Genomic DNA, 26,080 nt, shown 5'->3' with positions numbered 1-26,080 from the left:
CTTAAAATTACGATAGTAAATCTTCTTCGATTTGGAAACTGTTCAAGAAAGAAACCGTTTTCTCTATGTCATAATGTAAAATTCGGTCCTCTTTTATGAAGGAAACTTCTTCTCTGTAAGCAGCTAAAAACATTTCGATAAAATCACTTGATTTCAAAGGTCTTCTGTATTGAATCGCTTGAGACGCATTCATCAATTCTATAGCCAAAATGCGCTCGATATTATCCATCACTCGCAATGCCTTTGTAGCTCCATTAGCCCCCATACTCACATGGTCTTCCTGGCCATTACTAGATACGATACTGTCAACACTTGAAGGTGTAGCTAATTGTTTGTTCTGACTAGCAATACTTGCAGCGGTATATTGAGGAATCATTAATCCTGAGTTTAATCCAGGGTTATCCACCAAGAACGCAGGAAGATTACGTAATCCTGAAATCAATTGATAGGTCCTTCTTTCTGAGATACTTCCCAATTCAGCAAGCGCAATTGCCATAAAATCTAGGGCTAAAGCCAAAGGTTGCCCGTGAAAATTCCCTCCTGAAATGATTTGGTCACTTTCGATGAATATATTAGGATTGTCTGTAACCGAATTAATTTCAGTTTTAAATACTTTTTTCACATACTCAAAAGCATCTTTTGAAGCTCCATGCACCTGCGGAATACAACGAAACGAATAGGGATCCTGTACATGTGTTTTCTCTTGCTCAATGATTTCACTACCTTCCAAAAATTCTTTAACACGAGTAGCTGTTACGATTTGTCCTTTGTGAGGACGAATAAAATGTATCAATTCATGAAATGGTTCGATACGACCATCAAACCCCTCTAAGGAGATTGTTGCTATTAAATCTGCTAAGTAAGAGAACTTATTCGCTTTCATTAAAATATGCGCTCCGTAAGCACTCATAAATTGAGTACCGTTTAATAAAGCCAAACCTTCTTTAGACTGCAAAACAATTGGTTCCCAGTTAAAGTGCTTCATTATTACACTTGAATGCACTTTCTTGCCTTCAAAATACACTTCACCTTCTCCTAACAAAGGCAATGACAAATGTGCTAAAGGAGCTAGATCCCCTGAGGCACCTAACGAACCTTGGGTATAGATTACTGGTAAAATATCATTATTATAAAAGCCTATCAATCGATCTACTGTTTGTAATTGTATCCCTGAATGTCCGTAGCTCAAGGATTGTATTTTAAGCAACAACATTAATTTCACAATAACACTAGGAACTTCTTCACCCGTACCACAAGCATGCGATTTCACTAAGTTTTCTTGTAATTTAGACAAGTTCTCATTTGAAATTTTCACATTACAAAGAGAGCCAAAACCAGTATTAATACCATAAATAGGCTCCGAGTGGGAAGCCATTTTTTTATCTAGAAAATCACGGCATTTTTGAATATTTACTTTGGCTTCATCAGACAACTCTAATGATTTGTGTTGCGAAATAATTTCTTGTACTATTTCAAGAGAAAGTATCTCAGTACTTATATAATGTGTATTGTCCATTTTCGTATCGAATTTTGAATAGCCAAAATTCAATAAATCAATATTAAAAAGCAACATATATTGACAATAATTTAAAATACTTATCAAATAATATTAATTATTTAAATTTGACGCGAAAATTACAAGAATATCCTGCTTTTATAGCAACGAAGTTTCAAAAAACATAAAAGCATCCTAAATAATATTGCAGTAAAAGCTAATTACAAATGCAAATTGTCGCCAAAGCAAAGAAATACATTATTTATCAAGTCGAAACGAGCGTATTCTGGCATACTATTTTGAAAATTAAGAATTAAAACTACATCCCTTAAGATTCTTCATTCAATAAATTTTATCAATTGTCCCGCTATCAAGCGCTTAAAATGAGAAATAGTCAATAGAGGGCAAATTCTCGTTAGATTATTAAAATATTCGTAAAAATCGAAAAAAGGTTTTTTGCTTTTTATAAAAAACTGTATTTTTGAAAAACAATAATGAAAGACAACAGATCAACATATCACTCTTCGATAACAACTCAAATTTGGGTTTCACTTTCTGTTACCTCTACATTTACAGCTACAACAACTACTACCCCTTAGGGGTATACATTTTACATATAATCCTATTATACTATTTTTCTTTTTTTAGGAGGAAGGTAATTGGATGTATAAAAGAAGGTTGCATTTTTTAAATCAAAACAAACAAAATGAAAATATTAAAATTTGGCGGAACTTCGGTCGCCAATTCCCAAAATATAAAACGTGTCTTAGACATTGTATTCAATAAAGCAAAACAAGATAAATTAATTGTAGTGGTTTCTGCACTTAGCAAAGTGACTGATTTGTTACAACTAGCTTCTGAAAAAGCAGCATCAAATGACGACAGCTATAAAGAGATTGTTGCCGACATCGAGAAAAAACACCTAGATGCTATCAAGGAATTAATTCCAATTAGCGAACAAAGTGGTTCATTAAGCCACATCAAGAGAATAATAAATCATTTGGAGACTTTATTAGATGGTTGCTTCTTATTAGGTGAATTATCAAATAGAACATCTGACACTATTTTAAGCTTTGGAGAGTTATTGTCGTCCTATATAATTGCCGAAACGTTAAAACAAAATCTAAAAAACAGCAGTTATAAAGACAGCCGTGAGCTAATCAAAACCAATAACACTTTTGGAAAAGCAGCAGTAAACTTTGAAGTAACAAACCAGCTAATTACTGATTTTTATGCTTCGAATGATTCCCAAGTTGTAGTTATGCCAGGTTTCATTGCTTCCTCTCTTGATGGCATCAATACTACTTTAGGTCGTGGTGGATCTGATTATACAGCTGCAATTATGGCTGGCGCATTAGACGCAACTGATTTAGAAATTTGGACTGATGTAAACGGAATGTACACTGCCAATCCAAAAATCGTAAAACAAGCCCAACCGATTGCCTCTATTTCATACCAAGAAGCAATGGAGTTGTCACATTTTGGTGCCAAAGTTTTATTCCCTCCAACTATTCAGCCCGTTTTGAGAAAGAATATTCCAATTCATATCAAAAACACTTTCGAACCAGAGGCAGAAGGAACTTTTATTTCAAGCAATAGCCTATCGAATGGTTCTCCCGTAAAAGGAATCAGCCATATCGAGCACATCTCTTTGATTACGCTAGAAGGACCTGGAATGATTGGTGTTTCTGGGTCTTCAAAAAGACTGTTTGAAGTTTTATCAAATGAAAACATCAACGTAATTTTTATAACTCAAGCTTCTTCAGAGCATTCCATTTGTATTGGGATTCTAAATTCAGATGCAGGAAATGCAGAAGATGCCATCAATAGAGCTTTTCAAATAGAAATTTCACAACACAAAATCGACCCTTGCATAGTAGAGAAAAATCTTTGCATCATTGCTTTGGTTGGAGAAAATATGAAAAACCACCAAGGACTGAGCGGAAAAATGTTCAGTACTTTAGGAAAAAACAACGTCAATATTCGTGCTATTGCTCAGGGTGCTTCTGAAAGAAACATATCGGCAGTAATTAACGAAAGAGATGTCAAAAAAGCATTGAATACACTTCACGAACGCTTCTTTGAAGACAACACAAAACAATTGAACTTGTTTGTTATGGGTGTTGGTAATGTAGGTGAGAAATTCATCGATCAGATCAACCAACAGAATAAATTCCTAAAAGACAATTTAAAAATAAATCTGAGAGTTATTGCCTTGGCTAATTCTAGAAAAATGCTTTTTGATGAAGAAGGCATTGATCTAAAATCATGGGAATCTCTTTTAGACAAAGGAGAAAAAGCAGATCAACAATTGTTCATTAAACAAGTTAAAGCACTCAATTTACGTAACAGTATTTTTGTAGATATTACGGCAAATGAAAGCGTTTCACAAACCTATGAGCACTTTTTAAGAGAGAGTGTTGCAGTTGTTACTTGTAATAAAATTGCCTGTTCCTCCGCTTTTGACAATTACAAAAACCTTAAAAACTTATCAAGAAGATACAGCGCTCCTTTCTTGTTTGAAACAAATGTTGGCGCAGGATTACCTATTATTGACACTGTAAAAAACTTAGTAGCCTCAGGCGATAAAGTCAATAAAATCCAAGCAGTATTATCAGGAAGTTTGAACTTTATCTTCAATAATTTTGATAAAGACAACTCTTTTCATGATGTAGTAAAAGAAGCCGGAATACAAGGATTTACTGAACCAGATCCAAAGATCGATTTGAGCGGAATTGACGTTGCAAGAAAAATATTGATTTTGATTCGTGAAAGCGGATACAAAATGGAAATTGAAGAAATTGAAAATGAATCTTTCCTTCCTGAAGCATGTATGGAAACTTTAAATAATGACGATTTCTTTAAATCTCTAATTGAACACGCTACTCATTTTGAAGGTATTTTGGCAGAAGCCAATGCCAAAGACAGCCGATTAAAATTTGTAGCCCAGTTTGAAGACGGAAAAGCAAGCGTTGGTTTGCAATTCATCACAAAAGACCATCCATTTTACAACTTAGAAGGAAAAGACAATATCGTATTGTTCTATACAGATCGCTATGTAGACCAACCTTTATTGATAAAAGGTGCTGGTGCTGGTGCTGCGGTGACTGCTTCGGGAATTTTTGCAGATGTAATTCGAATTGGAAACATTTAATTAGTCATAAAGTCGAATGTCGTAAAGCCCGAACGATAAAATCGGAACTTTTAGACAATTTATGCGACTTTGCCACTTTATGACTTTAGACTTTAAGACTCATAACATGAATGAAATAAAAATATTTTGCCCTGCAACCATCGCCAATCTATCTTGTGGATTTGATGTCCTCGGATTGTGTTTAGACAATGTTGGGGATGAAATGGTTATCCGAAAATCAGACAAAAAAGGAATTCGCATCACTAAATTAGTTGGTGCCGACTTGCCTCTTGAAACCGAGAAAAACGTAGCCGGAGTAGCGGCTTTGGCGATGTTAGAAGCGTTAAATTCAGATGCGGGATTTGATATCGAAATCTACAAAAACATCAAAGCCGGAAGCGGAATTGGGAGTAGCGCTGCCAGTTCAGCAGGTGCTGTTTTTGGAATCAATGAATTGCTGGGAAGACCTTTCGAAATTAAAGATTTGGTTCCCTTTGCTATGCAAGGAGAAAAACTAGCTTGCGGAAACGCTCATGCTGACAATGTGGCCCCTGCCCTATTAGGCGGATTTACATTAGTGAGAAGTTACAGTCCGCTAGATATTATAAAAATCGAAAGTCCTTCTGAATTGTATGCGACGGTGGTTCATCCACAAATTGAGTTGAAAACATCCGATGCGCGCTCCGTATTAAAGCAAACGGTTTCTTTAAAAAGCGCCATTATGCAATGGGGAAATGTAGGCGGATTGATTGCTGGTTTATATACCAAAGATTACGACTTAATAGGTCGATCACTTCATGATGAAATTGTGGAACCAATACGAAGTGTGCTGATTCCTGGATTTGATTTAATTAAACGAACGGCTTTAGGAAATGGTGCTTTGGGTTCTGGAATATCAGGATCTGGGCCATCTATTTTTGCTTTAAGCAAAGGGGAAGCAACTGCAAAGCAAATCGCTAAAGCCATGAGTGCTGTTTATGACGAAATGAAATTGCCGTACGAGATTCACGTTTCAAAAGTGAATCCTGATGGCGTAAGAATTTTATAATTCCGAGTCGAATACCAACATGTATCAGTGAAACAACGGCCGCAGATTCACTGATTTTTAAAAATTATTTTTAATCTGTGAATCTTCAGCAAAAGATTTAAGAAAATAAGAGTTACAATGAAATACTACAGTTTAAACCATAACGCCCCAAAAGTTTCTTTTCAAGAAGCGGTAATACAAGGATTAGCAAGCGATAAAGGATTGTATTTTCCGGAAACGATAACGCCGTTGCCTCAAGCCTTTTTTGATAGTATCGAAAGTCTTAGTAAGGAGGAAATTGCTTTTCAAGCAATTCGCCAGTTTGTCGGTGACGAAATTCCTGAAGAAAAACTAAAAGAAATTATTGCCGAAACACTTTGCTTTGATTTCCCGGTTGTAGAAGTCGAAAAAGGAATCTACTCACTTGAATTATTTCATGGTCCTACAATGGCTTTTAAGGATGTAGGGGCGCGATTTATGTCTCGTTGTTTGGGATATTTCAACAAAGACAAAAAAGACAGCAGAAATACAGTTCTAGTGGCGACATCCGGAGATACAGGTGGCGCAGTTGCTAGTGGATTCCTTGGTGTAAGAGGTGTTGAAGTGATTATCCTTTATCCTTCAGGAAAAGTAAGTGACATTCAAGAACGACAATTGACCACTTTGGGACAAAATATTAGAGCACTTGAAGTAGACGGTTTTTTTGATGATTGCCAGGATATGGTCAAAAAAGCATTCTTAGATGAGAGTTTGAAACATCACAATCTGACTTCAGCGAATTCAATTAATATTGCACGCTGGTTGCCACAAATGTTTTATTTCTTCTTTGCATATAAAGCCTTAAAAAAACAAAACAAACCCTTAGTTTTCTCTTGTCCAAGTGGAAACTTTGGGAATATATGTGCGGGAATTATCGCCAAGAAAATGGGCTTGCCTGTGGAACATTTTGTTGCTTCAACTAATGTGAATGATACGGTACCTCGTTTCTTAGAAAACGGACTTTACGATCCTAAACCATCTAAAGCAACGATTTCGAATGCGATGGATGTAGGGAATCCAAGTAATTTTGTCCGTATTCAGGAAATGTACCAGAATGATTTGGCGCAGTTCAAAAAGGATTTTTCCTCTTTTACTTTCTCAGATGCTGAGACATTAGTAGCCATGAAAACCATTTACAATACAGACGGCTATATAGCAGAACCGCACGGAGCCATTGGTTACTTAGGATTGAAAAAAGAATTAGAAAATCACAGCAATGCACTTGGGGTTTTCTTAGAAACCGCGCATCCAATAAAGTTCTTAGATACGGTAGAACCCACATTAAACGTAAAGCTACCTATTCCTGCACAAATAGAAAGTGTATTAGGAAAAGAAAAAGTAAGAACTAAGATTAAAACTTACGAGGAGTTTAAAGCGTTTTTAGGGTAATTCTTAAAACACTAATTAAATATACAAACGACTGAGAAGTGATTTTTAGTCGTTTTTTTTTAATGATTTTTCCTGTTTCTATTTTAGGAATGGAGTCATTTTATGACCATTAAATACAAGTTATCCACTATTTTTTCCTGAACCTCCTCTTTTGCACCTAATGTACTGTAATCATCGATTTTATAATTTTGATAAGTTCATAATAACGCACTTAAAAGCAACAAAATCCGAAATAACATGTTAACCATTCAAAACATCTATTGGCTACGTACTAACAATTTTTCGGGTTATAGTTTCAGAGATGAACTTTTGCATCCATTCGATTTAATTGAAGTTGAAATGCGAAGGCCAGGTTTAGATTTTTTTTAACCCCAAATTAGAATCTTTAAAAGAAGAATTATTAAATTATATTAGAGACTTTAATTCTTTCTTGCTTCCTAATATTTTTAGGGAAGGAGATCAAAGATTAAGCGTTCCATCGGAGTGGGAAATGGAACAACCAGAAAGGTTCAATAATGCAGTTGATAGTATTCACAAACTTGCTCAATCTATACTTGCAAAATATGACGAATTCATAAAAAAAGGGCGCCAAATATTAAAGATCCAATAACTATTGCGTCAGCTTCAGCTGCACAAAGTGCAGCTACTGCTCAAATGTTGTCTGCCTGCTAATACAAATAAATGAACTCATTATCCATGTACACCAAATCGGCTAGGGAAACTCAGTCGGTTTTTTTATCTACTGCAAAGTAAAGGCGAAGTCTCCCGACTTCGTACCCGTTCCTATAGACCATTTGCAAATTACCACGCTAGCTATGACGTCCCACTCCTTTACAAAAGCAAACGCTAATAAACCATATATCGTCGACTATCCAACACATCAAGCATTCTTAAAAAATTAACAGTTGTTAACATTCTTTTTTGTAAGATTTAACATTAAATATCAAGTCATTAATTCGCTATATCTGCCCTGTTCCTATTATAATGTCTAATTTTACATCAAACATTAAAAAAAGTATAGTATAATGAAAAATTTAAAACTGATTGCTCTTGGAATGATTCTGTTTACCGCTGTTGGCTGTAAAGACTCTAAAAAAAGTACTGAAGATAAAACTGCGGAAAGCCAAACAACTGAAGGAACTTATACCGTAATCAATGACTCGACAAAAGTGAGCTTTACTGCCTACAAAACAACTGACAAAGCGGCCGTTGGCGGTATCTTTAAAGAAATAACATTGACGGATACGGAAGAAGGAAAAACAGCGTTTGAAGCATTAAACGGCACTAAATTCAGCATTCCGGTAAGCAGTTTGTTCACTAATGACGCGACAGGAACCAGAGACCCAAAGATTTTAAAATTCTTCTTTGGAGTAATGAAAAACACCGAACTTATTTCTGGTGAGTTTAAAGTTGTAGGAGAAAACACTTGTTCTATTGATGTAACCCTAAACGGAAAAACAGCAAACATTCCTTTGCAAGTCACTAACAACAGCGACACTAGTCTTTCTTTTGACGGAGTAATGAATTTAGAAAACTGGGACGGTTTAGCTGCTGTAGCATCTATCAATAAAGCCTGTGAAGCTTTACATACCGGAGCAGATGGTGTGAGTAAAACCTGGAGCGAAGTAGCAGTTCATGCTGATGTTTTGTTGAACAAAAACTAAAAAACATATTGGTTCAGTTAAACTGAATCCTTTCGTAGTGATAGCAAATACCTTTTTTATTTCTAAAACTATCATGCGTAAATAAAAGCTACTGACTTCATAAGTTAGTAGCTTTTTTTTATAAATCATGTCCCGTCCTGAAATAGCGATATACAAAAAGTATCCTAATGGAAAAACATTAACAACCGCGCTATGTTAAGCGAACTCAAAAAGATTCCTCAAAATGTCTTTTCATGATTTTTAACAAAGGACTTTGGTTTATCGTTGTAGCTTATCCATTATGGTCTGCACACACGCTCAAGGGTTAACGAGACGAAAAGATGACTTGTGTGTTCTAGGGCATTATTATACCGATTCTCTTCATGCCTTGGAAGTATGTTTATAAAAAACACATCCTAATACAGATGAAAAAGAATTGATTACTAAATAAAATTACAACAGTAAATAAAGGTTATTTCACTAGCAAAAACAGCCTTATAATCTGGTAAACCTAAATTTCTGTCCGCCTATCGAGGCCTCGTACATTAGTCCCCCTTTTTGCATGGTAAATACCATAACACCATCAGCATATTTTACATTTGCCGAAGCTCCCTCTGTTACTGCAACGGCAGATGCTTGCGCTGCAAATTCAAATTGGCTTGCTTTGAAACGCTCTAACTCAGCTTTAGATTCAAAAAATATGACCTCACGATACGCTTGCCCGCCGGCTTGAAAACCAATACTTAGTTGCGACAACTTAGCCATACCAATCAATGAATTTCCTTCATATACAACACCGTTACCAGCTGCAGCTCCAATTCCTAAACCTCCCTTACCCACATTCGGAAAAATAACATATCCTACCGCTTTTTCGAATAGGCTCTGCATTAAAGCATCACTTTTAATAAATTCCGATTTAGCCATCTTGCTATCTTCTATAATTTTTGTTTTCTTAGCACTTGACTGAGCAAACATAGGAGTTAAACTCAGCATTAGACTAATCATTATTAACCCAATACTATTTAATTTTTTCATAATAATTTATTTTAAGATTATAATTAATTATCGTTCCTTCAAAGGTAAACCAAATATTTTTTTAAAGGACAAACTACCTGACTAACAATATTATAACTTTACAATCAAGATTTATAGTTTAATCATATTGACTCCCTTAAAAACCTCATTAACATTTACTTATTCCTCAATTAACGTGATTCCTATTCGTAAGAGCTTGCAGCGATATCTTTTTTTTCTAAAAAAACAAAGATTGAGCCAAAAGCCCGACCCAAAGCTGCTCTCGCTGCGCTTTATAAAATTAATTGCTGTCGCAAGGATAAGCAAAAAAAAAGTTGATATTACTGTTCGATTTTTATCTTTGTGTTAAAAAAAAATTAGCACAGAGTGAATACCATGATTACAAAAGCAACACAAAATGACATTTCCCCATTAAACCTATTAATCAATACAGCTTATCGAGGAGAAGCTTCTAAAAAAGGATGGACTACCGAAGCCAGCTTATTAGACGGTAGTAGAACAAACGAACAAGAATTAGCTGAGATTATCGCCGACCCTAAAAATACTATTCTAAAATTCACTGAAGAAAATAACATTGTGGGTTGTGTATTGCTGATTAAAAAAGAAACAAAACTGTATTTAGGCATGCTAACTGCTTCTCCCGAATTACAAAATAGTGGTATTGGAAAGAAATTATTAACTGAAGCCGAATTTCATGCACAAACATTGAATTTGGAAATTATTGTAATGACAGTAATTTCAGTCAGAGAAGAGCTAATAGCTTGGTACAAGCGTCATGGTTATAAGGATACGGGAGTACGAGAAGCGTTCCCAGTAAGTGACATCCACATCCCGATTTCGGATGAAAAATTAGAATTTATGGTATTGGAGAAAAAAATAACTTAGTTTTTTCTGGTTTTATTAGATTTGAGTAAGCATTTTAAAAGAGTTATCAAAATCTGTTTTTTTTAAGCCTAAAGCGATAATAAAGTTTTAAAAATTCCACTCCACTTTAGGCTGCCATCCCAAAAAGTATGTTTATTAATACTGCTCGTACCAACTAAATTTATCCTGAACGATTTGTGTTTTTTCTTTTTTTAAATACTCTAAAAAAGCAAGTGAAACTGGGGAATGTTTCTTGCCTTTGAGCCAAATTAAACTCCAGGTAGTTCTAATAGGAAGTCCTTTGATTGGGATTATTTGCAATTCATTACTTTGTAATTCACTTCTAATTCCAATCAATGGCATGATAGAACATCCCAGACCAGCTAACAAGGCTTGCTTAACCGCTTCATTAGATGTTAATTCCATCTTCTTCAAGACTGAAATATTATTACGTTCAATGAAACTCTCCATTGTTTGTCTCGTTCCTGAACCTTTCTCTCTAAAAATCAAGGGTAAATCATTAAATATTTCTGTGATGGTAACTCCCTTTTTAAATTTTGTTTTTTGATCATTTACTAAGAATAATTTATTTTGAAGCAAATCCATCTTTTCAATCTTTAATGAGGAAGGCAAGATTGAAACTAGTGCAAAATCTACCTCATTATTGACTAAACTCTCTACAACTTTATTCTTATTAGTAACATCCATTAATAATTCAATACCAGAATTTTGTTTCATAAAATCAGTTAGAAAATAAGGCATTATGTACTTCCCTGTTGAAACAACTGAAATCTTCAATCGTCCTGATAACTGCCCTTTATAAGCTAATGTTTTGTAATTAATAGCATATACTTGGTTGATAATATTTTCCGCCGCTTCTGCAATTTCTCTCCCAAAATCGGTGATGTATATTTTTCTGCCTAGTACCTCTGTTAGTGGTATTTCAAATTGTTCTTGAAAATTTTTTAGTTGAATAGAAACAGCGGGTTGGGTTAAATGAAGTTCTTCTGAAGCCCTTGTTACACTTTGTGTTTGAACGACTTTCAGAAAAATTTGCAATTGATTTAGGGTATATTTCATAAATAATTTTAATGGATTACATTACAAATATAAATAAAAACTAATGAATTAGAATTACCAACTTTGCACCGTAAAATATAAAATAAGTACAAAATGACAAAAATTACGGTAGCTAAAGGTGATGGAATAGGTCCTGAGATAATGGACGCCACTTTAGAAATAATTTTAGCTGCAGGCGCTAAAATTGAAATAGAAGAAATAGAAGTGGGCGAAAAAGTATATCTCGCAGGCAACTCTAACGGTATTGCCTCGGAATCTTGGGATACCATCAGACGAAACAAAATCTTTTTAAAAGCCCCTATTACTACTCCACAAGGAGGCGGGTACAAAAGCCTAAACGTTACCACCCGCAAATTTCTTGGACTGTATTCAAACGTAAGACCTTGCAAGAGTTTGCATCCCTTTGTAAGTACAAAGCATCCTGTAATGGATATTGTTATTGTACGAGAAAATGAAGAAGATTTGTATGCTGGTATTGAACATCAACAAACAGATGAAGTGGTACAGTGTCTAAAACTAATAAGCAGACCAGGCTGCGAGAAAATTGTTCGTTATGCCTTTGAATATGCTAAACAACAAAATCGCAAAAAAGTAACTTGCTTTACAAAAGATAACATTATGAAACAAACAGATGGCTTGTTTCACCAAGTGTTTGACGAAATAGCAAGTGAGTATCCTGAAATAGAAAATGAACACTGGATAATTGATATTGGTGCCGCAAAAATGGCTGACACTCCTGAGTTGTTTGACGTTATTGTGATGCCAAATCTCTATGGTGACGTACTTAGTGATGTAGCTGCTCAAATAACAGGGTCAGTAGGCTTGGCAGGTTCGGCTAATATTGGTGAAGAGTGCTCCATGTTTGAAGCAATACATGGTTCAGCCCCAAGAAGAGCAGGACAAAATCTAGCCAACCCTTCTGGTTTATTGCAAGGAGCTATTATGATGTTGAATCATATCGGACAAACTGAAGTGGCAGAAAAAGTTCAAAATGCTTGGCTCAAAACATTAGAAGATGGTATTCATACCTATGATATTTTTAAAGAAGGTACCAGCAAAATAAAGGTAGGTACAAAAGAATTTGCTACAGCTGTAATTGCGAATCTTGGTCATAAGCCAACCTTACTAAAAGCAGTTTCTTACGCCAATAATGAGGCTCTCATTCTACCAAAATACAAACGAAAACCCGCCGCGAAGAAAGAATTGGTTGGGATCGATATTTTTGTGCATTGGAATGGAACTAAGCCCGATGAATTGGCAGAAAAAATTAAAAAAATAGAGACTGAAACCATCAAACTTACCATGATTACTAACAGAGGAATAAAAGTTTGGCCTAATGGTTTTGACGAGACTTTTTGCACGGACCATTGGAGATGTCGTTTCAAACCAAATGAAGATTCTGAAATAAATAAGACGAACATTATAGGACTCCTTCAAAAGGCTTTCGATCAAAATGTCGATACCATAAAAACAGAAAACCTATACTCTTTTGATGGTAAAGCAGGATATTCCTTAGGACAAGGTCAGTAATTATTTAAATATAAAAGCAATGATAAATGTTACTATCTATCTAAAAAAAGAACAGAACCCTAAAGAATTGATACAATTACTATTGAAAGACAAGTTAATAGCCTCCGCTTCGATTGATAAAAATAATATTTCATATAATTTAATGGAAGACATTCTTTCTGAAGAAGCTTATGATGTTATCACTGCACTGTCTAAGGCTTCACTATTCAATGCAATTGTTGCTGCAGTGGAAAAAAAATTGGGGAAGAAACTCATATTAACTCCACTCCAATTGTTGGTTCCAACAGACTTTTTGATAATACCGTAAAAGCAATTCCGATTTAAAATTTAATGTCTAAGCTCAAAACTAAGATGTGGATTTAACACCACTGCATAAACAAATAAAATCACAAGGATAAGGCTATACAAACGTTCTACTTTCCAAAATAACGGTTTAAAGTAAATAAAAAAAGTATAGAATCAATTAAAATTGATTCTATACTCACTATTAAAAACGAGATGCAAAATGATCCAAATTAAAATTTATGCAGGAATAGCAGTACTAATACTTTTTTTTGGGATTTCCCTTTTTTCAAAGGACCCGATTAAAAGTGAATTAATGGTGGCCTTTTCCATCATTATTGGAATACTAATCTATAAACAGCTTTCAAACCAAAAAAACATACAAAAATGAAAAATACAAACGAATTGAAACTTATTGATGGGCAATTTTCTCCTGACGAAGCGGAAGAAATACTTATGAATATTTTTTTTAGTAAAATACATTTTCATCAAAATAAAAATTTTAGCTCCGAAGAACGTTTTGGAGAAAAAGACCTTGCGGCAGTAAAAAGGATTCCTGAATTACAAAAAAGTATGGATGCCATATCTAAATTAATAGTAGATGCAAAACACAACAATGAAACCGTCAAGATCATTGCTGAAGTAAAGATTAATCTTTCTAAATCATAAAAATAATATGTTTGAAGGAAGGGATTTAGTAATAGCTACCAAGCATAGTAAAGAGAAAGTAATTGCTCCAATTTTAGAGCGTGAATTAGGCGTAAAGTGCTTTGCTGCGGAACATCTTGACACATATATGCTTGGTACTTTTACAGGAGAAGTCGCCAGAAAAGAAGATCCTATCACAACTGCAAGAAAAAAATGCTTGTTGGCAATGGATTTAACAAACTGTGATATGGCAATAGCAAGCGAAGGTTCTTTTGGACCTCATCCATCCCTTTTTTTTGTACATGCTGATGATGAATTTTTACTGTTTATTGACAAAAAAAATAATTTAGAAATTGTGATTAGAGAAATAAGCTTGGAAACCAATTTTAATGGTTCTGTAATTACGAGTAAAACTGAGTTACATGAGTTTGCCTCAAGGGCTAAATTCCCGTCTCATGGTCTAATAGTTATAAAAACAGATACTGATTTTCTTGACATTGAAAAAGGAGTTACTAACTGGAGGAAACTAGCTAAAGCCTATACTCATTTCAATAAATTATACGGCAGTATGTATGTAGAAACAGATATGAGAGCAATGTATAATCCATCCCGAATGAGAGTGATAAAAAAGGCCGCAATCAAATTAACTCAAAAAATAAATTCCTTTTGCCCAGATTGCAATACACCAGGATTTGCCATAACCGCTGCAAAGCAAGGGCTACCATGCGACCTATGTCATTTACCAACTCGTTCTACATTGAGCCATCTCTATTGCTGTCAAAAATGTTCGTATACAAAAGAAGAAAAGTATCCGCATAAAAAACAATTCGAAGATCCTACGTATTGTGACAACTGTAATCCTTAAAAAAAAACTTTGATAACAACTAATATAAACAAAGCTGCAAAGGCACTACAAAATGACGATATAATTGCCATTCCTACTGAAACCGTATATGGCTTGGCAGGAAATGCTTATAGCGAAAATGCCTTAAAAAAAATATTTGCTATTAAAAAGAGGCCCTATTACAACCCACTAATTGTCCATATTAAGTCCGTTTCATCTTTAAGTACCATTGCCTCTGATGTTCCTACTATGGCTTTAAAGCTTGCCGAAGAGTTTTGGCCTGGACCATTAACCTTAGTCTTAAAAAAACAACCGCATATTTCCGACTTAATAACAGCGGGCAAAGAAACCGTGGCGGTACGAGTACCCAATCACCCTATTGCACTAGCAGTTTTAGAAAAACTTGACTTTCCGCTGGCTGCACCAAGCGCAAATCCTTTTGGTTCTATTAGTCCGACAACTGCAGGACATGTTTTCGATTATTTTGAAGAAGAGCTTGAAGTTATATTAGATGGTGGTAGCTGTGAAAGAGGTGTAGAATCAACTATTATTGGATTTGAAGGCAATCAACCAGTATTATACAGGTATGGCTCCATTTCCGTAGAGGAAATTGAAAGAGTAGTTGGACCCCTATTATTTACTGTAAATAACGATAACACACCCAATTCTCCCGGTATGCTTTCCAGGCACTACGCTCCTATTACTGATACGTATCTAACGAACCATGTAGCCGATTTAGTACACTCTTTTCAAGGAAAAAAAATCGGATTGCTTCTTTATAAAAATGAAATACCAAACCAAGAAGATGCAATTCAAGAAGTACTTTCTGAGAATGGCCATTTACACGAAGCAGCTACAAAATTGTATGCAGCATTGCACCGTTTGGACAAAAGTAATTTAGATGTCATTATTGCAGAAAAATTTCCAGACGATGGTTTGGGCAAAACATTAAATGACCGCTTGCAAAGAGCAATAAAGAAATAACTCATGAGAACGATCATTCGAAGTGCTTTTATTGTAAACGAGGGCAAAATAATTACTGCCGATTTGCTAATGGTAAATGAAAGAATTGAAAAAATTGAGGCTGGTATCGACTTAACAAATTCCGGCTCCTACCATGAAATTAATGCCGAAGGACTTTATTTATTGCCTGGCATAATTGATGATCAAGTTCATTTTCGTGAACCGGGTTTAACACACAAAGGCACAATCTATTCTGAATCTAAAGCAGCCGTCGCAGGAGGAATTACGTCATTTATGGATATGCCCAATACAATTCCCAATACGCTCACTCAAGAGTTACTGGAGGAAAAATATGCCATAGCAGCAAAAAAATCATTAGCAAACTATTCCTTTTTTATGGGAATAAACCAAAATAATTTAGAGGAGGCTTTAAAAACAGACAATGAAAATGTTTGCGGAATAACTGATGACGGCCTTTATTTTAATAATGACGAGGGTATTCTGACTAATTATCCAGAATTTTTAGAAAAACTCTTTTCCTCCGCGAACACCTTGGTTGCACTGCACAGTGAAGATGATGCTATAATGAAACGGAATACATTCAAATATCGTAAAAGATATGGAGAGCAGGTTCTGTTTAAAATCCATCCTAAAATAAGAAGTGAGGAAGCCTGCTTAGTCGCAACAAAACGAGTTTTAGAAATAGCTAAAAAATACAATAATCGTCTCCATTTGTTTCATGTTTCTACGGCAGCAGAAGCTAATTTATTTGAAGGAAATATCCCTATTCGAGAAAAACGAATTACCGCCGAGGCTTGCATTCATCATCTGTGGTTTTCAGACAAAGATTATGAAAAATTGGGCGCCAAAATAAAATGGAATCCTGCAATTAAAACAGAGAAAGATAAAAACGGACTATTAGCGGCACTTTTAGAGAACAAACTTGACATTATTGCAACCGATCATGCCCCGCATACCAACGAAGAAAAAAGCAGAAATTATTTTCAGGCTTTATCAGGTGGTCCTTTGGTTCAACATGCGCTATCAGCTATGCTGGAATTATTCCATAAAGGCAAAATAAGTTTAGAAAAAATAGTTGAAAAAATGTGTCATAATGTTGCTGAAATTTATAGAATGAAGGAACGGGGATATATTCGTGAAGGGAACTACGCTGACCTAGTCTTGATCGATATCAATACTAAATGGACAGTAACAAATGAAAACACACATTATAAGTGTCAATGGTCGCCATTCGAAAATCAAATATTCAACAGCAAAATTGTAAAAACATTTGTAAATGGAACCTTAGTGTATGACCAGGGATCCTTTAATAAAAGTAGTAATGGCAAAAGATTAAAATTTGAAAAACACAGATAAAAACAATAAAATAAAAAAACATGAATTTTAACTTACTGATTGACAATTTAACTAATCCCGCATTATTGTTTTTTATGCTTGGTATCATCGCTGTATACTTAAAAAGTGATTTAGAAATACCTGCCAACTCTTCAAAATTCATCTCACTTTACCTCTTGTTTGCTATAGGATTTAAAGGAGGTCAAGAATTATCTCATGAAACATTTACCAGCGAAATTGGATGGTCCATGTTATTTGGCATTTTCATTTCGCTAATCATTCCGCTTTATACCTTCTTTATCTTAAGAAAAAAACTAACTGTATTTAATTCTGGTGCAATAGCAGCAGCATATGGATCAGTAAGCGCGGTGACATTTGTGACCGCAGTTTCCTATCTCGAAACACAAAATTTAAGTCTTCATGGACACATGGTTGCTATAATGGCTTTAATGGAATCTCCTGCTATAATTATTGGTCTATTATTGATATCTCTTTTTAACAAAGAAGAGTCTGAAACGATTAATAAAAGTACCGTTATAAAACACTCTTTTACAAACGGCAGTGTATTGCTTATTCTTGGTAGTTTATTTATTGGCTTCGTAGCAAATGCGCAACAGGCTGAAGGTATAAAGCCCTTTACAAACGACCTTTTTAAAGGATTTCTTGCTATATTTCTCTTAGATATGGGAATCACGACCGGTCAAAAACTGAAAGCTTTCTTCTCCTTCGGCTGGTTTCCACTGCTATTCGCTATCTTCATCCCTATATTTAACGGTTGCGTAGTAGCCATGCTAAGTTCGTTCATAACGCCGGATATTTCAAATCGGTTTATATTTGCAATTTTAGCAGCAAGCGCATCCTATATCGCTGTTCCTGCAGCCATGAAAATATCGGTCCCCAGAGCAAATCCTGGTCTTTTCTTACCTATGGCTCTTGCTGTTACCTTTCCTATAAATATTACGATTGGAATGCCTATCTATTTTCTAATTGTACAAAACACCTAATCCTTCAACTGAGAAACTTAGGGTAGAATACCAAAAGTAAATTTATTGGTGCATTGGTATCTAGTTAATTCTCCAAACCAAAAAATCATAGAATTTACTATTGGTATTTTAAGAGAAGTACCTTAAAACAGCTGAAAAAACGATAAACATAAGACATGAAAGACCTTTGCTACCATAAAACCAATCCTATGTAGCACTCAGCTACTCTTAATTTTTCGCGATTTTGATATTATGATCCTATTCAATCTGTTTTCAAATCATGAAAAGACAGTTTTAACCTTAATTGAATTGGACTATAGTTGAAGAATTGTTGTTGGTCGAAAAAAACTAATTTCAAGAAAATGACATAGCCGAGAATGACAAGCTTTCCCACGGAGTGATAGTCACATTTTAATACCTGAAGAGAAAATAGAATTTATGGTCTTGGAGAAGAAACCAGCCTGACTTTTAGCGCGAGAAAGACTGCTTTTCGCCCTATTCAGAATTATGCTTTATAAAACAAACTCTTCAAATAATCGTTGCATTGTTTGTTCCAAATCATCGCACAACCCTGGATGCGGTCTTGAAGTTTGAATTACGGAACTACGCAAAGCTGTTAACCAACGAAAACGCGACGGAATATCCATCAATCCAATTGGTCCACCATCTTTGGTGCCATGAGCCACTTTTTCGAATGCAGATAAATTAAGTTGTATTTGTTCCACGTCAGCTTCTACTGAAAGTGAAAGTACTTTTTGGACATTAAGAGAATGAAGTACCTTTATAAACTTAGCTTTTTTGCAAAAAAGGACAATCCCTACATTGAGGAATTCTTCGCGCTCTACCCTAGGTACAACCCGAATAACGGCATACTCATATAAGTTTTTCTCTTGCATTTTGGGCTTCCTTAATAAAAATTTCTGAATGATTTAATCGGGTTAATAGGAACTGTAAGTATACATTTCGCAATTCAGCTGCCGTATCTTCGACCTCTTCCCATTGCAACCAATCCTCCGGAATTAGGTTTACAATTCCTTCTAATACTTCTGGAGTCAATAGTTGTTTAAAAGCCGAATCCGTTTCTGACAGTACCGTCGCTTGTGGCAACAAAACATGGTCTTTGATTAATGCAAACGGACTTTGAGCATGCTTTTCCCAGTTGGTCCAAGAATGATGAAAATACAAACTTGCACCGTGATCAATTAGCCATAATTCTTTATGCCAAATCAACATATTGGTGTTTCTGAAGGTACGGTCAACATTAGTAATATATGCATCTAGCCAAACAATTTGCGAGGCCAAAACTGGATCAACAACTGTTACCACAGGATCAAAATTGATTGCTCCAGAAAGAAAATGCAATGCTAGATTCATTCCTTGACTTCCTTGCAGTAAATCTTGAATTTCCTCATCAGCCTCTGTCCGACCAAAAGCTTCGTCCAGATTAGCGAAAACTAATTCAGGCATTTTCATGCCCAAAGCACGAGCAATTTCACCACCAATCAATTCGGCAATTAAAGCTTTGACACCGTGACCTGCTCCTCTAAATTTTAGTACATATTTAAAATCATCATCGGCTTCTGCCAAAGCAGGCAAGGAACCGCCTTCGCGTAAGGGCGAGATGTACCGCGTTACATTTACGGTTCGAAGATTGAAGTTGGTTTTCATATTCGGTGTTTACTGAGGTACAAACTTACAAATTAGTTGAGTGGGTTTTACTCGAAGCATTAAATTACTAATTGTTTTCAATACTCAAGAAAGCTTTCCCTAAATATTTGATTATGTCTGAAGCGATGAAAGACTGATAACTGGTTTCAGGCAAAGCGATATCGGCGGTAAGTCCATGAAGATAAACCCCAAAAACAGCAGCATCGATAGGTTCATAGGATTGTGCCACTAAGCTTGTGATAATTCCGGTAAGTACATCCCCGCTTCCGGCTGTAGCCAAAGCAGCGTTTCCAGTTGTGTTTTTATAAACAGTTTCCTCATCAATAATATGCGTGGGTGCACCTTTCATCACGATAACCAAACCGTATTGCTTAGAAAACGCAATCGTTTTATCGAATTTGTCTGCTTCCGTACTCCATTTTCCTATTAAGCGTTCTAATTCTTTGGGGTGCGGCGTTAGTATTGTTTTTGGTTGTAATAATGCCAACCAATCTTTGTTTTTTGACAAAATATTCAAGGCATCGGCATCGATTACTAACGGAACTTTGTTCGTTTTTATGAAATCATGAACTGCTTTTTGAGTTTCTATTTCTTGTCCTAAACCTGGACCAATTGCTATTGCTTGTGGTTTTATGTCGAATGAAATATTCGAAATATATTTCTCCTTTTCATCGGTAAGTGTCATGACTTCGGGATTTGAAATTTGCAGGATTTGATAACCGCATTCAGGAACGTAGGCCGTTACGAGTCCGCAACCTGATTTAAGGCAGCATTTTGAAGCTAGTACGGCTGCACCTAACTTCCCATAACTTCCTGCAATAATCAATGCGTGCCCTTGAATCCCTTTGTGCGTATGGGAATCAATGGGTTTATAGCGTTTTATGATTTCGTTCTTATCTATGAATATGGGCTGCATCATTTTGAATTATTTGTTTAAAAATACAAAATTAATAGGGAAACGAAAGCTCCTAGCCCAGATAGCAATGGAAATCCTTTTACTTTTTTCTTTAAAAAGTAAAAGATTGCAATGGATAGCTGGAAATAGCTCCTAAATACTATTGAATTTACATATTTAATGCCTTAAATATGATAATTTTTCAATAAATTAGCCACTTCAAATTTTATATACATACACAATGAAAAATACTGCGCTGACGCACATACACGAAAGTTTGGGAGCAAAAATGCTTCCGTTTGCTGGATACAATATGCCTATTTTATATGAAGGGGTGAATGCTGAACATGAAACGGTTAGAAATGCTGTAGGTGTTTTTGATGTTTCGCACATGGGGGAATTCTTGCTTTCGGGTCCAAATGCTTTGGCTTTGATCCAAAAAGTGACTTCAAATGATGCTTCTGTATTGACAATAGGAAGAGCACAATATTCTTGTTTACCAAACGATAAAGGTGGTGTTGTAGATGATTTGATTATCTATAAAATGAAAGAAGAACAGTATCTATTGGTTGTAAATGCTTCGAATATTGAAAAAGACTGGAACTGGATTTCAGCCCATAATGATTTAGGAGTGGACATGAAAAACATTTCTGAAGACTATTCATTATTAGCAATTCAAGGTCCAAAAGCAGTTGAAGCGATGCAATCACTGTCTTCAATAGATTTGTCAGCAATCAAATATTACCATTTTGAAGTGGCTGATTTCGCTGGAATTGACAATGTGATTATCTCTGCCACTGGTTACACTGGTTCAGGAGGTTTTGAGATTTATTGTAAAAACACCGAAGTAGAACAAATCTGGAATAAAGTTTTTGAAGCTGGAGCGGCTTTCGGAATCAAACCAATTGGTTTAGCGGCGCGTGATACGTTACGTCTTGAAATGGGTTTCTGTTTGTACGGAAATGACATTAGCGACACCACTTCTCCACTTGAGGCTGGATTGGGTTGGATTACTAAATTCACAAAAGAGTTTACCAACTCAGAGAATTTGAAAAAACAAAAAGAAGAAGGAGTTACTAGAAAATTAGTTGCTTTTGAAATGCAAGAGCGTGCAGTACCAAGACATGACTACGAAATTGTAGACGGAACTGGAGCTGTTATTGGGATTGTAACTTCTGGAACGATGTCTCCTTCTATGAACAAAGGAATTGGACTGGGTTATGTAACTGTAGCGAATAGCGCATTGGATAACGATATCTATATTCGTATCAGAAAAAATGATGTCCCTGCTAAAGTGGTAAAATTACCATTCTACAAGAAATAAATTATTTCGCGGTCAAAAATTATCACATATTAATCTAAATTTAAATATAATTAGATTAATTTTAAGTAACAGAATGATCACGATCTATGAAAACAATTTCACTGCTTTTGTTATTGACAACATTTTCGGTTTTTGCCCAAAATGACACTAAAACATGTGAAATACTTTCTAAAATAAATACGCTTATCCAAAGCGAACATATTCTTCCAAAACCGATAGACGATAGTCTATCGGTTTTTGTTTTTGACCACTTCATAGACGAGCTCGATCCATCTCATAATCTATTTCTGAAGTCTGAATACGAATCCCTTGCTCAAAAATATCGTTTCCAACTGGATGATTATATTAACACTAAAAACTGTTCTTTTGTTACCGATATTATCAGCATCTACAAAACTGGACTTACCAGAAACAAGGGTTGTTTAGAGGCAATCGCCAAGGAAAATTTAGATTATGAAACAAAAGATACCATTCGGTTTTACAAGAAAGCATTTCCATTCTATTTGGTAGAAAGCCAAATCGGAAAAGTTTGGAGAAAGAAAATAAGATATGAAGTTCTAGATGATATTGCCTCAAAAAATAGTAGCGTTGACTCCATAAAATCAAATTTTGCAGCATTAGCTTCGGCATCAAAAAAGTCAATTGTCGAGAATGAACTTTGCCGAATAAATACCATCTTAGAAAATACGATGGCTTACGAAGAAAGTATCTTCAATAATTTTTGTAATTATTTTGACCCACACACCGCTTATTTCAGTAATGACTCCAAGTCGAATTTTGTTTCGTCTTTATCAAAAGAGCATCTTTCACTAGGTTTAAATGTCAGTCTGAATGAAAAAAATGAAGTCATCATAAATGCTCTAAATCCGAATGGTCCGGCATTCCAAACCGGAAAAATAAAAAAAGGAGATCAGATAGTTTCTGTATCCACAAAAAAAGAAACACTAATTGTGTCTTGCGCCACAATAGAAACTATTTCGACAATGATTATCTCTGACGCCAATAAGACTATTACATTGACGCTAAGGCGAAAATCCGGTCAAAATTTTGACGTTACCATTGAAAAACAACTGATAAAAGACGAAGCAAACACGGTATTTAGCTTTATCATCGAAGAAAACAGTAAAAAATTTGGTTACCTGAAAATCCCCAGCTTTTATGCCGACTTTGAAGGAAACAGTGGTAAAGGTTGCGCGGAAGATGCTGGATTAGAAGTGCTAAAATTAAAGAAAGAAAATATTAAGGGGCTTATCATTGACTTGGTCGACAATGGAGGCGGCTCCATGGAAGAAGCAATAAAACTGGCCGGAATGTTTATCGATTCAGGGCCCATTTCAATTATTGTAGATAACAAACAGCGTCAAACTATAGTAAATGATCCTTACAAAGGAATGCTATTTAAGGAACCGGTGGTTATTTTGGTAAATGGTAATACGGCATCAGCAAGCGAGTTTTTCGCTTCTATTTTGCAGGATTATAATAGGGCTTTATTGCTGGGAAGCTCCACTGTTGGTAAGGCAACGATGCAAACGATAATGCCATTAGACGAAAATGACAATGAGAATTTCATAAAAATGACCATTAACAAGTTTTATCGCGTAACTGGAAAAAGCAACCAGGCCTTGGGTATTATTCCAAATGTATCCATCCCAATAATCTATGAAACGATATTTCCCAAGGAAAGCAACAGTCCTTCTTCATTTAAAAACGATAGCTTGACAAACCAACTCGTTTTGAAGCCGTTCTGTAAGAGAAGTTTCCTTGATGAAATTGCAAATAATAGCAAAAAAAGAATTGCTACTGACTCCTATTTCAAGGAAATAAAGGAAATAAACCACAAAATAACCGACATAATGACTAAACCAAAGCTACCGTTACCTATAACTATTGAGTCTGTTTTTAAAGAACAGATCGAGGTAACTCGCTTATCAAAAGAAATTATTGGTATTGAGGCTCACAATAGTCATTTGAATATTTATAATTCTTATCTCAATAACTTTCTTCTAAACTTATATCCTGAAGAAAAAGTAAACAATCTATTCCAACTAGAAACACTAAAAACAAATCACTTACTAAAGGAGTCTATTAACATATTAGAAGATTTCAATTCCCTAAAATAGACTTAAAAGTGTATTTTTTCCGTCAATTTCTTGAAAAGAACAGCGCATCATCTTGGTAAAAATAACTAATAGCTGTATTTTTGCGGCTCAATATAATAAATTAGAAATGGGAAGAGCGTTTGAATTCAGAAAAGGCAGAAAAATGAAACGTTGGTCAGCAATGGCTAAAGCATTTACCAGAATTGGAAAAGACATCGTAATGGCCGTTAAGGAAGGTGGTCCAAACCCTGAGGCCAATTCTAGATTACGTGCGGTTATTCAAAATTCAAAGGCCGCAAATATGCCTAAAGAAAATGTGGAACGCGCCATTAAAAAAGCAACCGATAAGGATACGGCTAATTATAAGGAAGTTCTTTTTGAAGGTTATGCACCTCATGGAATTGCACTTCTAGTAGAAACTGCAACTGACAATAACAATAGAACCGTTGCTAATGTTAGAAGTTTTTTCAACAAATGTAACGGAACAATGGGTACACAAGGTTCAGTAGAATTTATGTTTGACCATACCTGTAACTTTCGTATCCCTGCAGAAGGATTAGATCCTGAAGAACTGGAACTAGAATTAATAGATTTTGGTGCTGAAGAAGTTTTTGAAGACGAAGACGGTATTTTAATCTATGCTCCTTTTGCTAGCTTTGGAACTATCCAAAAAGAATTAGAGAACAGAGGTCTTGAAATCCTTTCTTCTGGATTTGAAAGAATCCCTCAAATTACTAAAAAACTAACGGAAGCTGAAATGGCCGATGTAGAGAAATTGATTGAGAAACTAGAAGAAGATGATGATGTTATGAACGTGTATCATACTATGGAAGAAGCATAAACTTCATTCCAATTATATATAAAACTCTAGCTCTGGCTGGAGTTTTTTTGTCTCAAATTTTATGCCATCAAAATTAATCCCATGTTATTCCTTATTTTAAGTATTCTCTGTAGCGTAACTGTAGGGGTGATTTTCAAAGTCGGTCGAAAATACACTTTAAATACAACTCAAATAGTCGCTTGGAACTATGTGTTTGCCCTATTGCTTTGTTATTTCTTTTACAGCCCTGATTTAAGTGCAATTGACACATCAGCACCCTGGAGTATTTATATTCCGTTAGGGATTTTATTGCCTACAATATTTTTGTTTTTGGCTGCTTCCATCAAACATATGGGGATTGTAAAAACAGATGCTGCACAACGTCTATCCCTCTTTATTCCTATACTCGCGGCTTGGTTATTATTCAATGAAGATTTCAATAGTATCAAACTGCTTGCCTTCCTGATAGCCCTACCCGCTTTGTTATTAATACTTTCAAAAAAAACTGACAATATAAACAACAAATGGATTTATCCAGCGGTCGTATTAGTGGGTTTTGGAGTAATAGACATCTTGTTCAAACAAATAGCTTTAACTACTAGTTTGCCTTTTACAACTTCGCTATTTATTGTTTTTGGCATTTCGCTCATCCTAATTTTGGCAGTAGCACTTTACGAAATAGTCTTTAAAAAAGCCCAATTTAAAAGTAACAATTTACTTTTTGGCGCGCTTGTAGGACTGTTTAACTTTGGGAATATATTATTTTATCTTAAAGCACATCAGGCTTTCGCCGAAAATCCATCTACAGTATTTGCTGCTATGAATATGGGCGTGATTATTATAGGAAGCATCATAGGGATAATTGTTTTTAAAGAGAAAGTTAGTCGCTACAACTATTTTGGCTTACTACTAGCCATAGTCGCTATTGTGCTTATCAACATTTCTCAAGTTGTGACTTAATAA

At 35.2% G+C, this 26,080-nt stretch carries 22 protein-coding genes; 16 read left to right on the top strand and 6 right to left on the bottom strand.

Translation table 11 applies throughout. The features are described from left to right. Positions 1–7: 7 nt before the first annotated feature. The gene (gene hutH, locus HJ01_RS13385) at positions 8–1,516 is read right to left on the bottom strand and encodes a histidine ammonia-lyase (protein WP_040473989.1); all 1,509 of its coding nucleotides are present in this window, start codon (positions 1,514–1,516) and stop codon (positions 8–10) included. Between the two features lie 685 nt (positions 1,517–2,201). Between hutH and thrA the strand changes: the two genes are divergently transcribed. The 4 genes from thrA to HJ01_RS13360 all read left to right on the top strand — a co-directional run bounded on the left by thrA (position 2,202) and on the right by HJ01_RS13360 (position 8,747). Beyond that, complete coding sequence (gene thrA / locus HJ01_RS13380; protein ID WP_007138997.1) at positions 2,202–4,649, top strand: bifunctional aspartate kinase/homoserine dehydrogenase I; 2,448 nt, start codon at positions 2,202–2,204, stop codon at positions 4,647–4,649. A gap of 106 nt (positions 4,650–4,755) precedes the next feature. Further along, positions 4,756–5,676, top strand: a complete 921-nt coding sequence (locus HJ01_RS13375; protein WP_040473964.1) for a homoserine kinase — start codon at positions 4,756–4,758, stop codon at positions 5,674–5,676. A 117-nt stretch (positions 5,677–5,793) separates the two neighbouring features. Then, positions 5,794–7,083, top strand: coding sequence for a threonine synthase (thrC, locus tag HJ01_RS13370; protein WP_007138995.1), 1,290 nt, complete (start codon positions 5,794–5,796; stop codon positions 7,081–7,083). 1,025 nt (positions 7,084–8,108) lie between these two features. Next, positions 8,109–8,747 (top strand): YceI family protein, encoded by a 639-nt coding sequence (locus tag HJ01_RS13360; protein WP_007138992.1) that lies wholly within the window; start codon positions 8,109–8,111, stop codon positions 8,745–8,747. 474 nt (positions 8,748–9,221) lie between these two features. On the opposite strand, the gene HJ01_RS13355 is transcribed toward HJ01_RS13360, so the two are convergent. Next, on the bottom strand, positions 9,222–9,761 hold the full coding sequence (locus HJ01_RS13355; protein ID WP_007138991.1) for a YSC84-related protein: 540 nt from the start codon (positions 9,759–9,761) through the stop codon (positions 9,222–9,224). Between the two features lie 375 nt (positions 9,762–10,136). Here HJ01_RS13355 and HJ01_RS13350 point away from each other — a divergent pair, with 375 nt between their 5' ends. Further along, positions 10,137–10,646: a GNAT family N-acetyltransferase gene (locus HJ01_RS13350; protein WP_007138990.1), complete on the top strand. Its 510-nt coding sequence runs from the start codon at positions 10,137–10,139 to the stop codon at positions 10,644–10,646. Positions 10,647–10,781: 135 nt separating this feature from the next. Here the strand turns inward: HJ01_RS13350 and HJ01_RS13345 are convergent, their stop codons facing one another. Further along, positions 10,782–11,705, bottom strand: a complete 924-nt coding sequence (locus tag HJ01_RS13345) for a LysR family transcriptional regulator (RefSeq protein ID WP_007138989.1) — start codon at positions 11,703–11,705, stop codon at positions 10,782–10,784. 93 nt (positions 11,706–11,798) lie between these two features. Here HJ01_RS13345 and HJ01_RS13340 point away from each other — a divergent pair, with 93 nt between their 5' ends. From HJ01_RS13340 to HJ01_RS13310, 7 genes are all read left to right on the top strand, one after another. Next, positions 11,799–13,235, top strand: a complete 1,437-nt coding sequence (locus HJ01_RS13340; protein WP_007138988.1) for an NADP-dependent isocitrate dehydrogenase — start codon at positions 11,799–11,801, stop codon at positions 13,233–13,235. A gap of 19 nt (positions 13,236–13,254) precedes the next feature. Further along, positions 13,255–13,542 carry a hypothetical protein gene (locus HJ01_RS13335; protein ID WP_007138987.1) on the top strand — a complete coding sequence of 96 codons (288 nt, stop codon included), beginning with the start codon at positions 13,255–13,257 and terminating at the stop codon, positions 13,540–13,542. A 362-nt stretch (positions 13,543–13,904) separates the two neighbouring features. Continuing rightward, positions 13,905–14,186 (top strand): hypothetical protein, encoded by a 282-nt coding sequence (locus HJ01_RS13330; protein WP_007138985.1) that lies wholly within the window; start codon positions 13,905–13,907, stop codon positions 14,184–14,186. A 7-nt stretch (positions 14,187–14,193) separates the two neighbouring features. Beyond that, positions 14,194–15,030 carry a DUF6671 family protein gene (locus tag HJ01_RS13325; RefSeq protein WP_007138984.1) on the top strand — a complete coding sequence of 279 codons (837 nt, stop codon included), beginning with the start codon at positions 14,194–14,196 and terminating at the stop codon, positions 15,028–15,030. Between the two features lie 9 nt (positions 15,031–15,039). Beyond that, positions 15,040–15,993 (top strand): L-threonylcarbamoyladenylate synthase, encoded by a 954-nt coding sequence (locus tag HJ01_RS13320; protein ID WP_007138983.1) that lies wholly within the window; start codon positions 15,040–15,042, stop codon positions 15,991–15,993. A gap of 3 nt (positions 15,994–15,996) precedes the next feature. Beyond that, complete coding sequence (locus HJ01_RS13315) at positions 15,997–17,349, top strand: dihydroorotase (protein WP_007138982.1); 1,353 nt, start codon at positions 15,997–15,999, stop codon at positions 17,347–17,349. A 20-nt stretch (positions 17,350–17,369) separates the two neighbouring features. After that, the gene (locus HJ01_RS13310; RefSeq protein WP_007138981.1) at positions 17,370–18,332 is read left to right on the top strand and encodes a sodium-dependent bicarbonate transport family permease; all 963 of its coding nucleotides are present in this window, start codon (positions 17,370–17,372) and stop codon (positions 18,330–18,332) included. A 491-nt stretch (positions 18,333–18,823) separates the two neighbouring features. Here the strand turns inward: HJ01_RS13310 and HJ01_RS13305 are convergent, their stop codons facing one another. From HJ01_RS13305 to HJ01_RS13295, 3 genes are all read right to left on the bottom strand, one after another. Then, a complete protein-coding gene (locus HJ01_RS13305; RefSeq protein WP_007138980.1) occupies positions 18,824–19,207 on the bottom strand; it encodes a DUF3037 domain-containing protein in 384 nt (127 codons plus the stop codon). Then, positions 19,185–19,979: a HipA family kinase gene (locus HJ01_RS13300; RefSeq protein ID WP_007138979.1), complete on the bottom strand. Its 795-nt coding sequence runs from the start codon at positions 19,977–19,979 to the stop codon at positions 19,185–19,187. The genes HJ01_RS13305 and HJ01_RS13300 overlap by 23 nt, the downstream gene beginning before the upstream one ends. Positions 19,980–20,046: 67 nt before the next feature. After that, on the bottom strand, positions 20,047–20,898 hold the full coding sequence (locus HJ01_RS13295; RefSeq protein WP_040473962.1) for an NAD(P)H-hydrate dehydratase: 852 nt from the start codon (positions 20,896–20,898) through the stop codon (positions 20,047–20,049). A gap of 217 nt (positions 20,899–21,115) precedes the next feature. Between HJ01_RS13295 and gcvT the strand changes: the two genes are divergently transcribed. The 4 genes from gcvT to HJ01_RS13275 all read left to right on the top strand — a co-directional run bounded on the left by gcvT (position 21,116) and on the right by HJ01_RS13275 (position 26,077). Next, positions 21,116–22,198, top strand: a complete 1,083-nt coding sequence (gene gcvT, locus HJ01_RS13290; RefSeq protein ID WP_007138976.1) for a glycine cleavage system aminomethyltransferase GcvT — start codon at positions 21,116–21,118, stop codon at positions 22,196–22,198. Positions 22,199–22,284: 86 nt separating this feature from the next. Next, entirely contained in the window at positions 22,285–24,318 is a 2,034-nt protein-coding gene (locus tag HJ01_RS13285) for a S41 family peptidase (RefSeq protein ID WP_007138975.1), read from the top strand. A gap of 106 nt (positions 24,319–24,424) precedes the next feature. Then, positions 24,425–25,138 carry a YebC/PmpR family DNA-binding transcriptional regulator gene (locus tag HJ01_RS13280; protein WP_007138974.1) on the top strand — a complete coding sequence of 238 codons (714 nt, stop codon included), beginning with the start codon at positions 24,425–24,427 and terminating at the stop codon, positions 25,136–25,138. A gap of 81 nt (positions 25,139–25,219) precedes the next feature. Further along, entirely contained in the window at positions 25,220–26,077 is an 858-nt protein-coding gene (locus HJ01_RS13275) for an EamA family transporter (protein WP_007138973.1), read from the top strand. Positions 26,078–26,080: the final 3 nt, after the last annotated feature.

The organism is Flavobacterium frigoris PS1 (assembly GCF_000252125.1).
GTDB classification, from domain to species: Bacteria; Bacteroidota; Bacteroidia; order Flavobacteriales; family Flavobacteriaceae; genus Flavobacterium; species Flavobacterium frigoris_A.
This window is presented reverse-complemented; position numbering and strand designations above follow the sequence as displayed.

Excerpts from the sequence above, each read along its gene's own strand:
- hutH (WP_040473989.1), bottom strand. The coding sequence starts at position 1,516 with ATGGACAATACACATTATATAAGTACTGAGATACTTTCTCTTGAAATA.
- thrA (WP_007138997.1), top strand. The coding sequence starts at position 2,202 with ATGAAAATATTAAAATTTGGCGGAACTTCGGTCGCCAATTCCCAAAAT.
- HJ01_RS13375 (WP_040473964.1), top strand. The coding sequence starts at position 4,756 with ATGAATGAAATAAAAATATTTTGCCCTGCAACCATCGCCAATCTATCT.
- thrC (WP_007138995.1), top strand. The coding sequence starts at position 5,794 with ATGAAATACTACAGTTTAAACCATAACGCCCCAAAAGTTTCTTTTCAA.
- HJ01_RS13360 (WP_007138992.1), top strand. The coding sequence starts at position 8,109 with ATGAAAAATTTAAAACTGATTGCTCTTGGAATGATTCTGTTTACCGCT.
- HJ01_RS13355 (WP_007138991.1), bottom strand. The coding sequence starts at position 9,761 with ATGAAAAAATTAAATAGTATTGGGTTAATAATGATTAGTCTAATGCTG.
- HJ01_RS13350 (WP_007138990.1), top strand. The coding sequence starts at position 10,137 with ATGATTACAAAAGCAACACAAAATGACATTTCCCCATTAAACCTATTA.
- HJ01_RS13345 (WP_007138989.1), bottom strand. The coding sequence starts at position 11,705 with ATGAAATATACCCTAAATCAATTGCAAATTTTTCTGAAAGTCGTTCAA.
- HJ01_RS13340 (WP_007138988.1), top strand. The coding sequence starts at position 11,799 with ATGACAAAAATTACGGTAGCTAAAGGTGATGGAATAGGTCCTGAGATA.
- HJ01_RS13335 (WP_007138987.1), top strand. The coding sequence starts at position 13,255 with ATGATAAATGTTACTATCTATCTAAAAAAAGAACAGAACCCTAAAGAA.
- HJ01_RS13330 (WP_007138985.1), top strand. The coding sequence starts at position 13,905 with ATGAAAAATACAAACGAATTGAAACTTATTGATGGGCAATTTTCTCCT.
- HJ01_RS13325 (WP_007138984.1), top strand. The coding sequence starts at position 14,194 with ATGTTTGAAGGAAGGGATTTAGTAATAGCTACCAAGCATAGTAAAGAG.
- HJ01_RS13315 (WP_007138982.1), top strand. The coding sequence starts at position 15,997 with ATGAGAACGATCATTCGAAGTGCTTTTATTGTAAACGAGGGCAAAATA.
- HJ01_RS13310 (WP_007138981.1), top strand. The coding sequence starts at position 17,370 with ATGAATTTTAACTTACTGATTGACAATTTAACTAATCCCGCATTATTG.
- HJ01_RS13305 (WP_007138980.1), bottom strand. The coding sequence starts at position 19,207 with ATGCAAGAGAAAAACTTATATGAGTATGCCGTTATTCGGGTTGTACCT.
- HJ01_RS13300 (WP_007138979.1), bottom strand. The coding sequence starts at position 19,979 with ATGAAAACCAACTTCAATCTTCGAACCGTAAATGTAACGCGGTACATC.
- HJ01_RS13295 (WP_040473962.1), bottom strand. The coding sequence starts at position 20,898 with ATGATGCAGCCCATATTCATAGATAAGAACGAAATCATAAAACGCTAT.
- gcvT (WP_007138976.1), top strand. The coding sequence starts at position 21,116 with ATGAAAAATACTGCGCTGACGCACATACACGAAAGTTTGGGAGCAAAA.
- HJ01_RS13285 (WP_007138975.1), top strand. The coding sequence starts at position 22,285 with ATGAAAACAATTTCACTGCTTTTGTTATTGACAACATTTTCGGTTTTT.
- HJ01_RS13280 (WP_007138974.1), top strand. The coding sequence starts at position 24,425 with ATGGGAAGAGCGTTTGAATTCAGAAAAGGCAGAAAAATGAAACGTTGG.
- HJ01_RS13275 (WP_007138973.1), top strand. The coding sequence starts at position 25,220 with ATGTTATTCCTTATTTTAAGTATTCTCTGTAGCGTAACTGTAGGGGTG.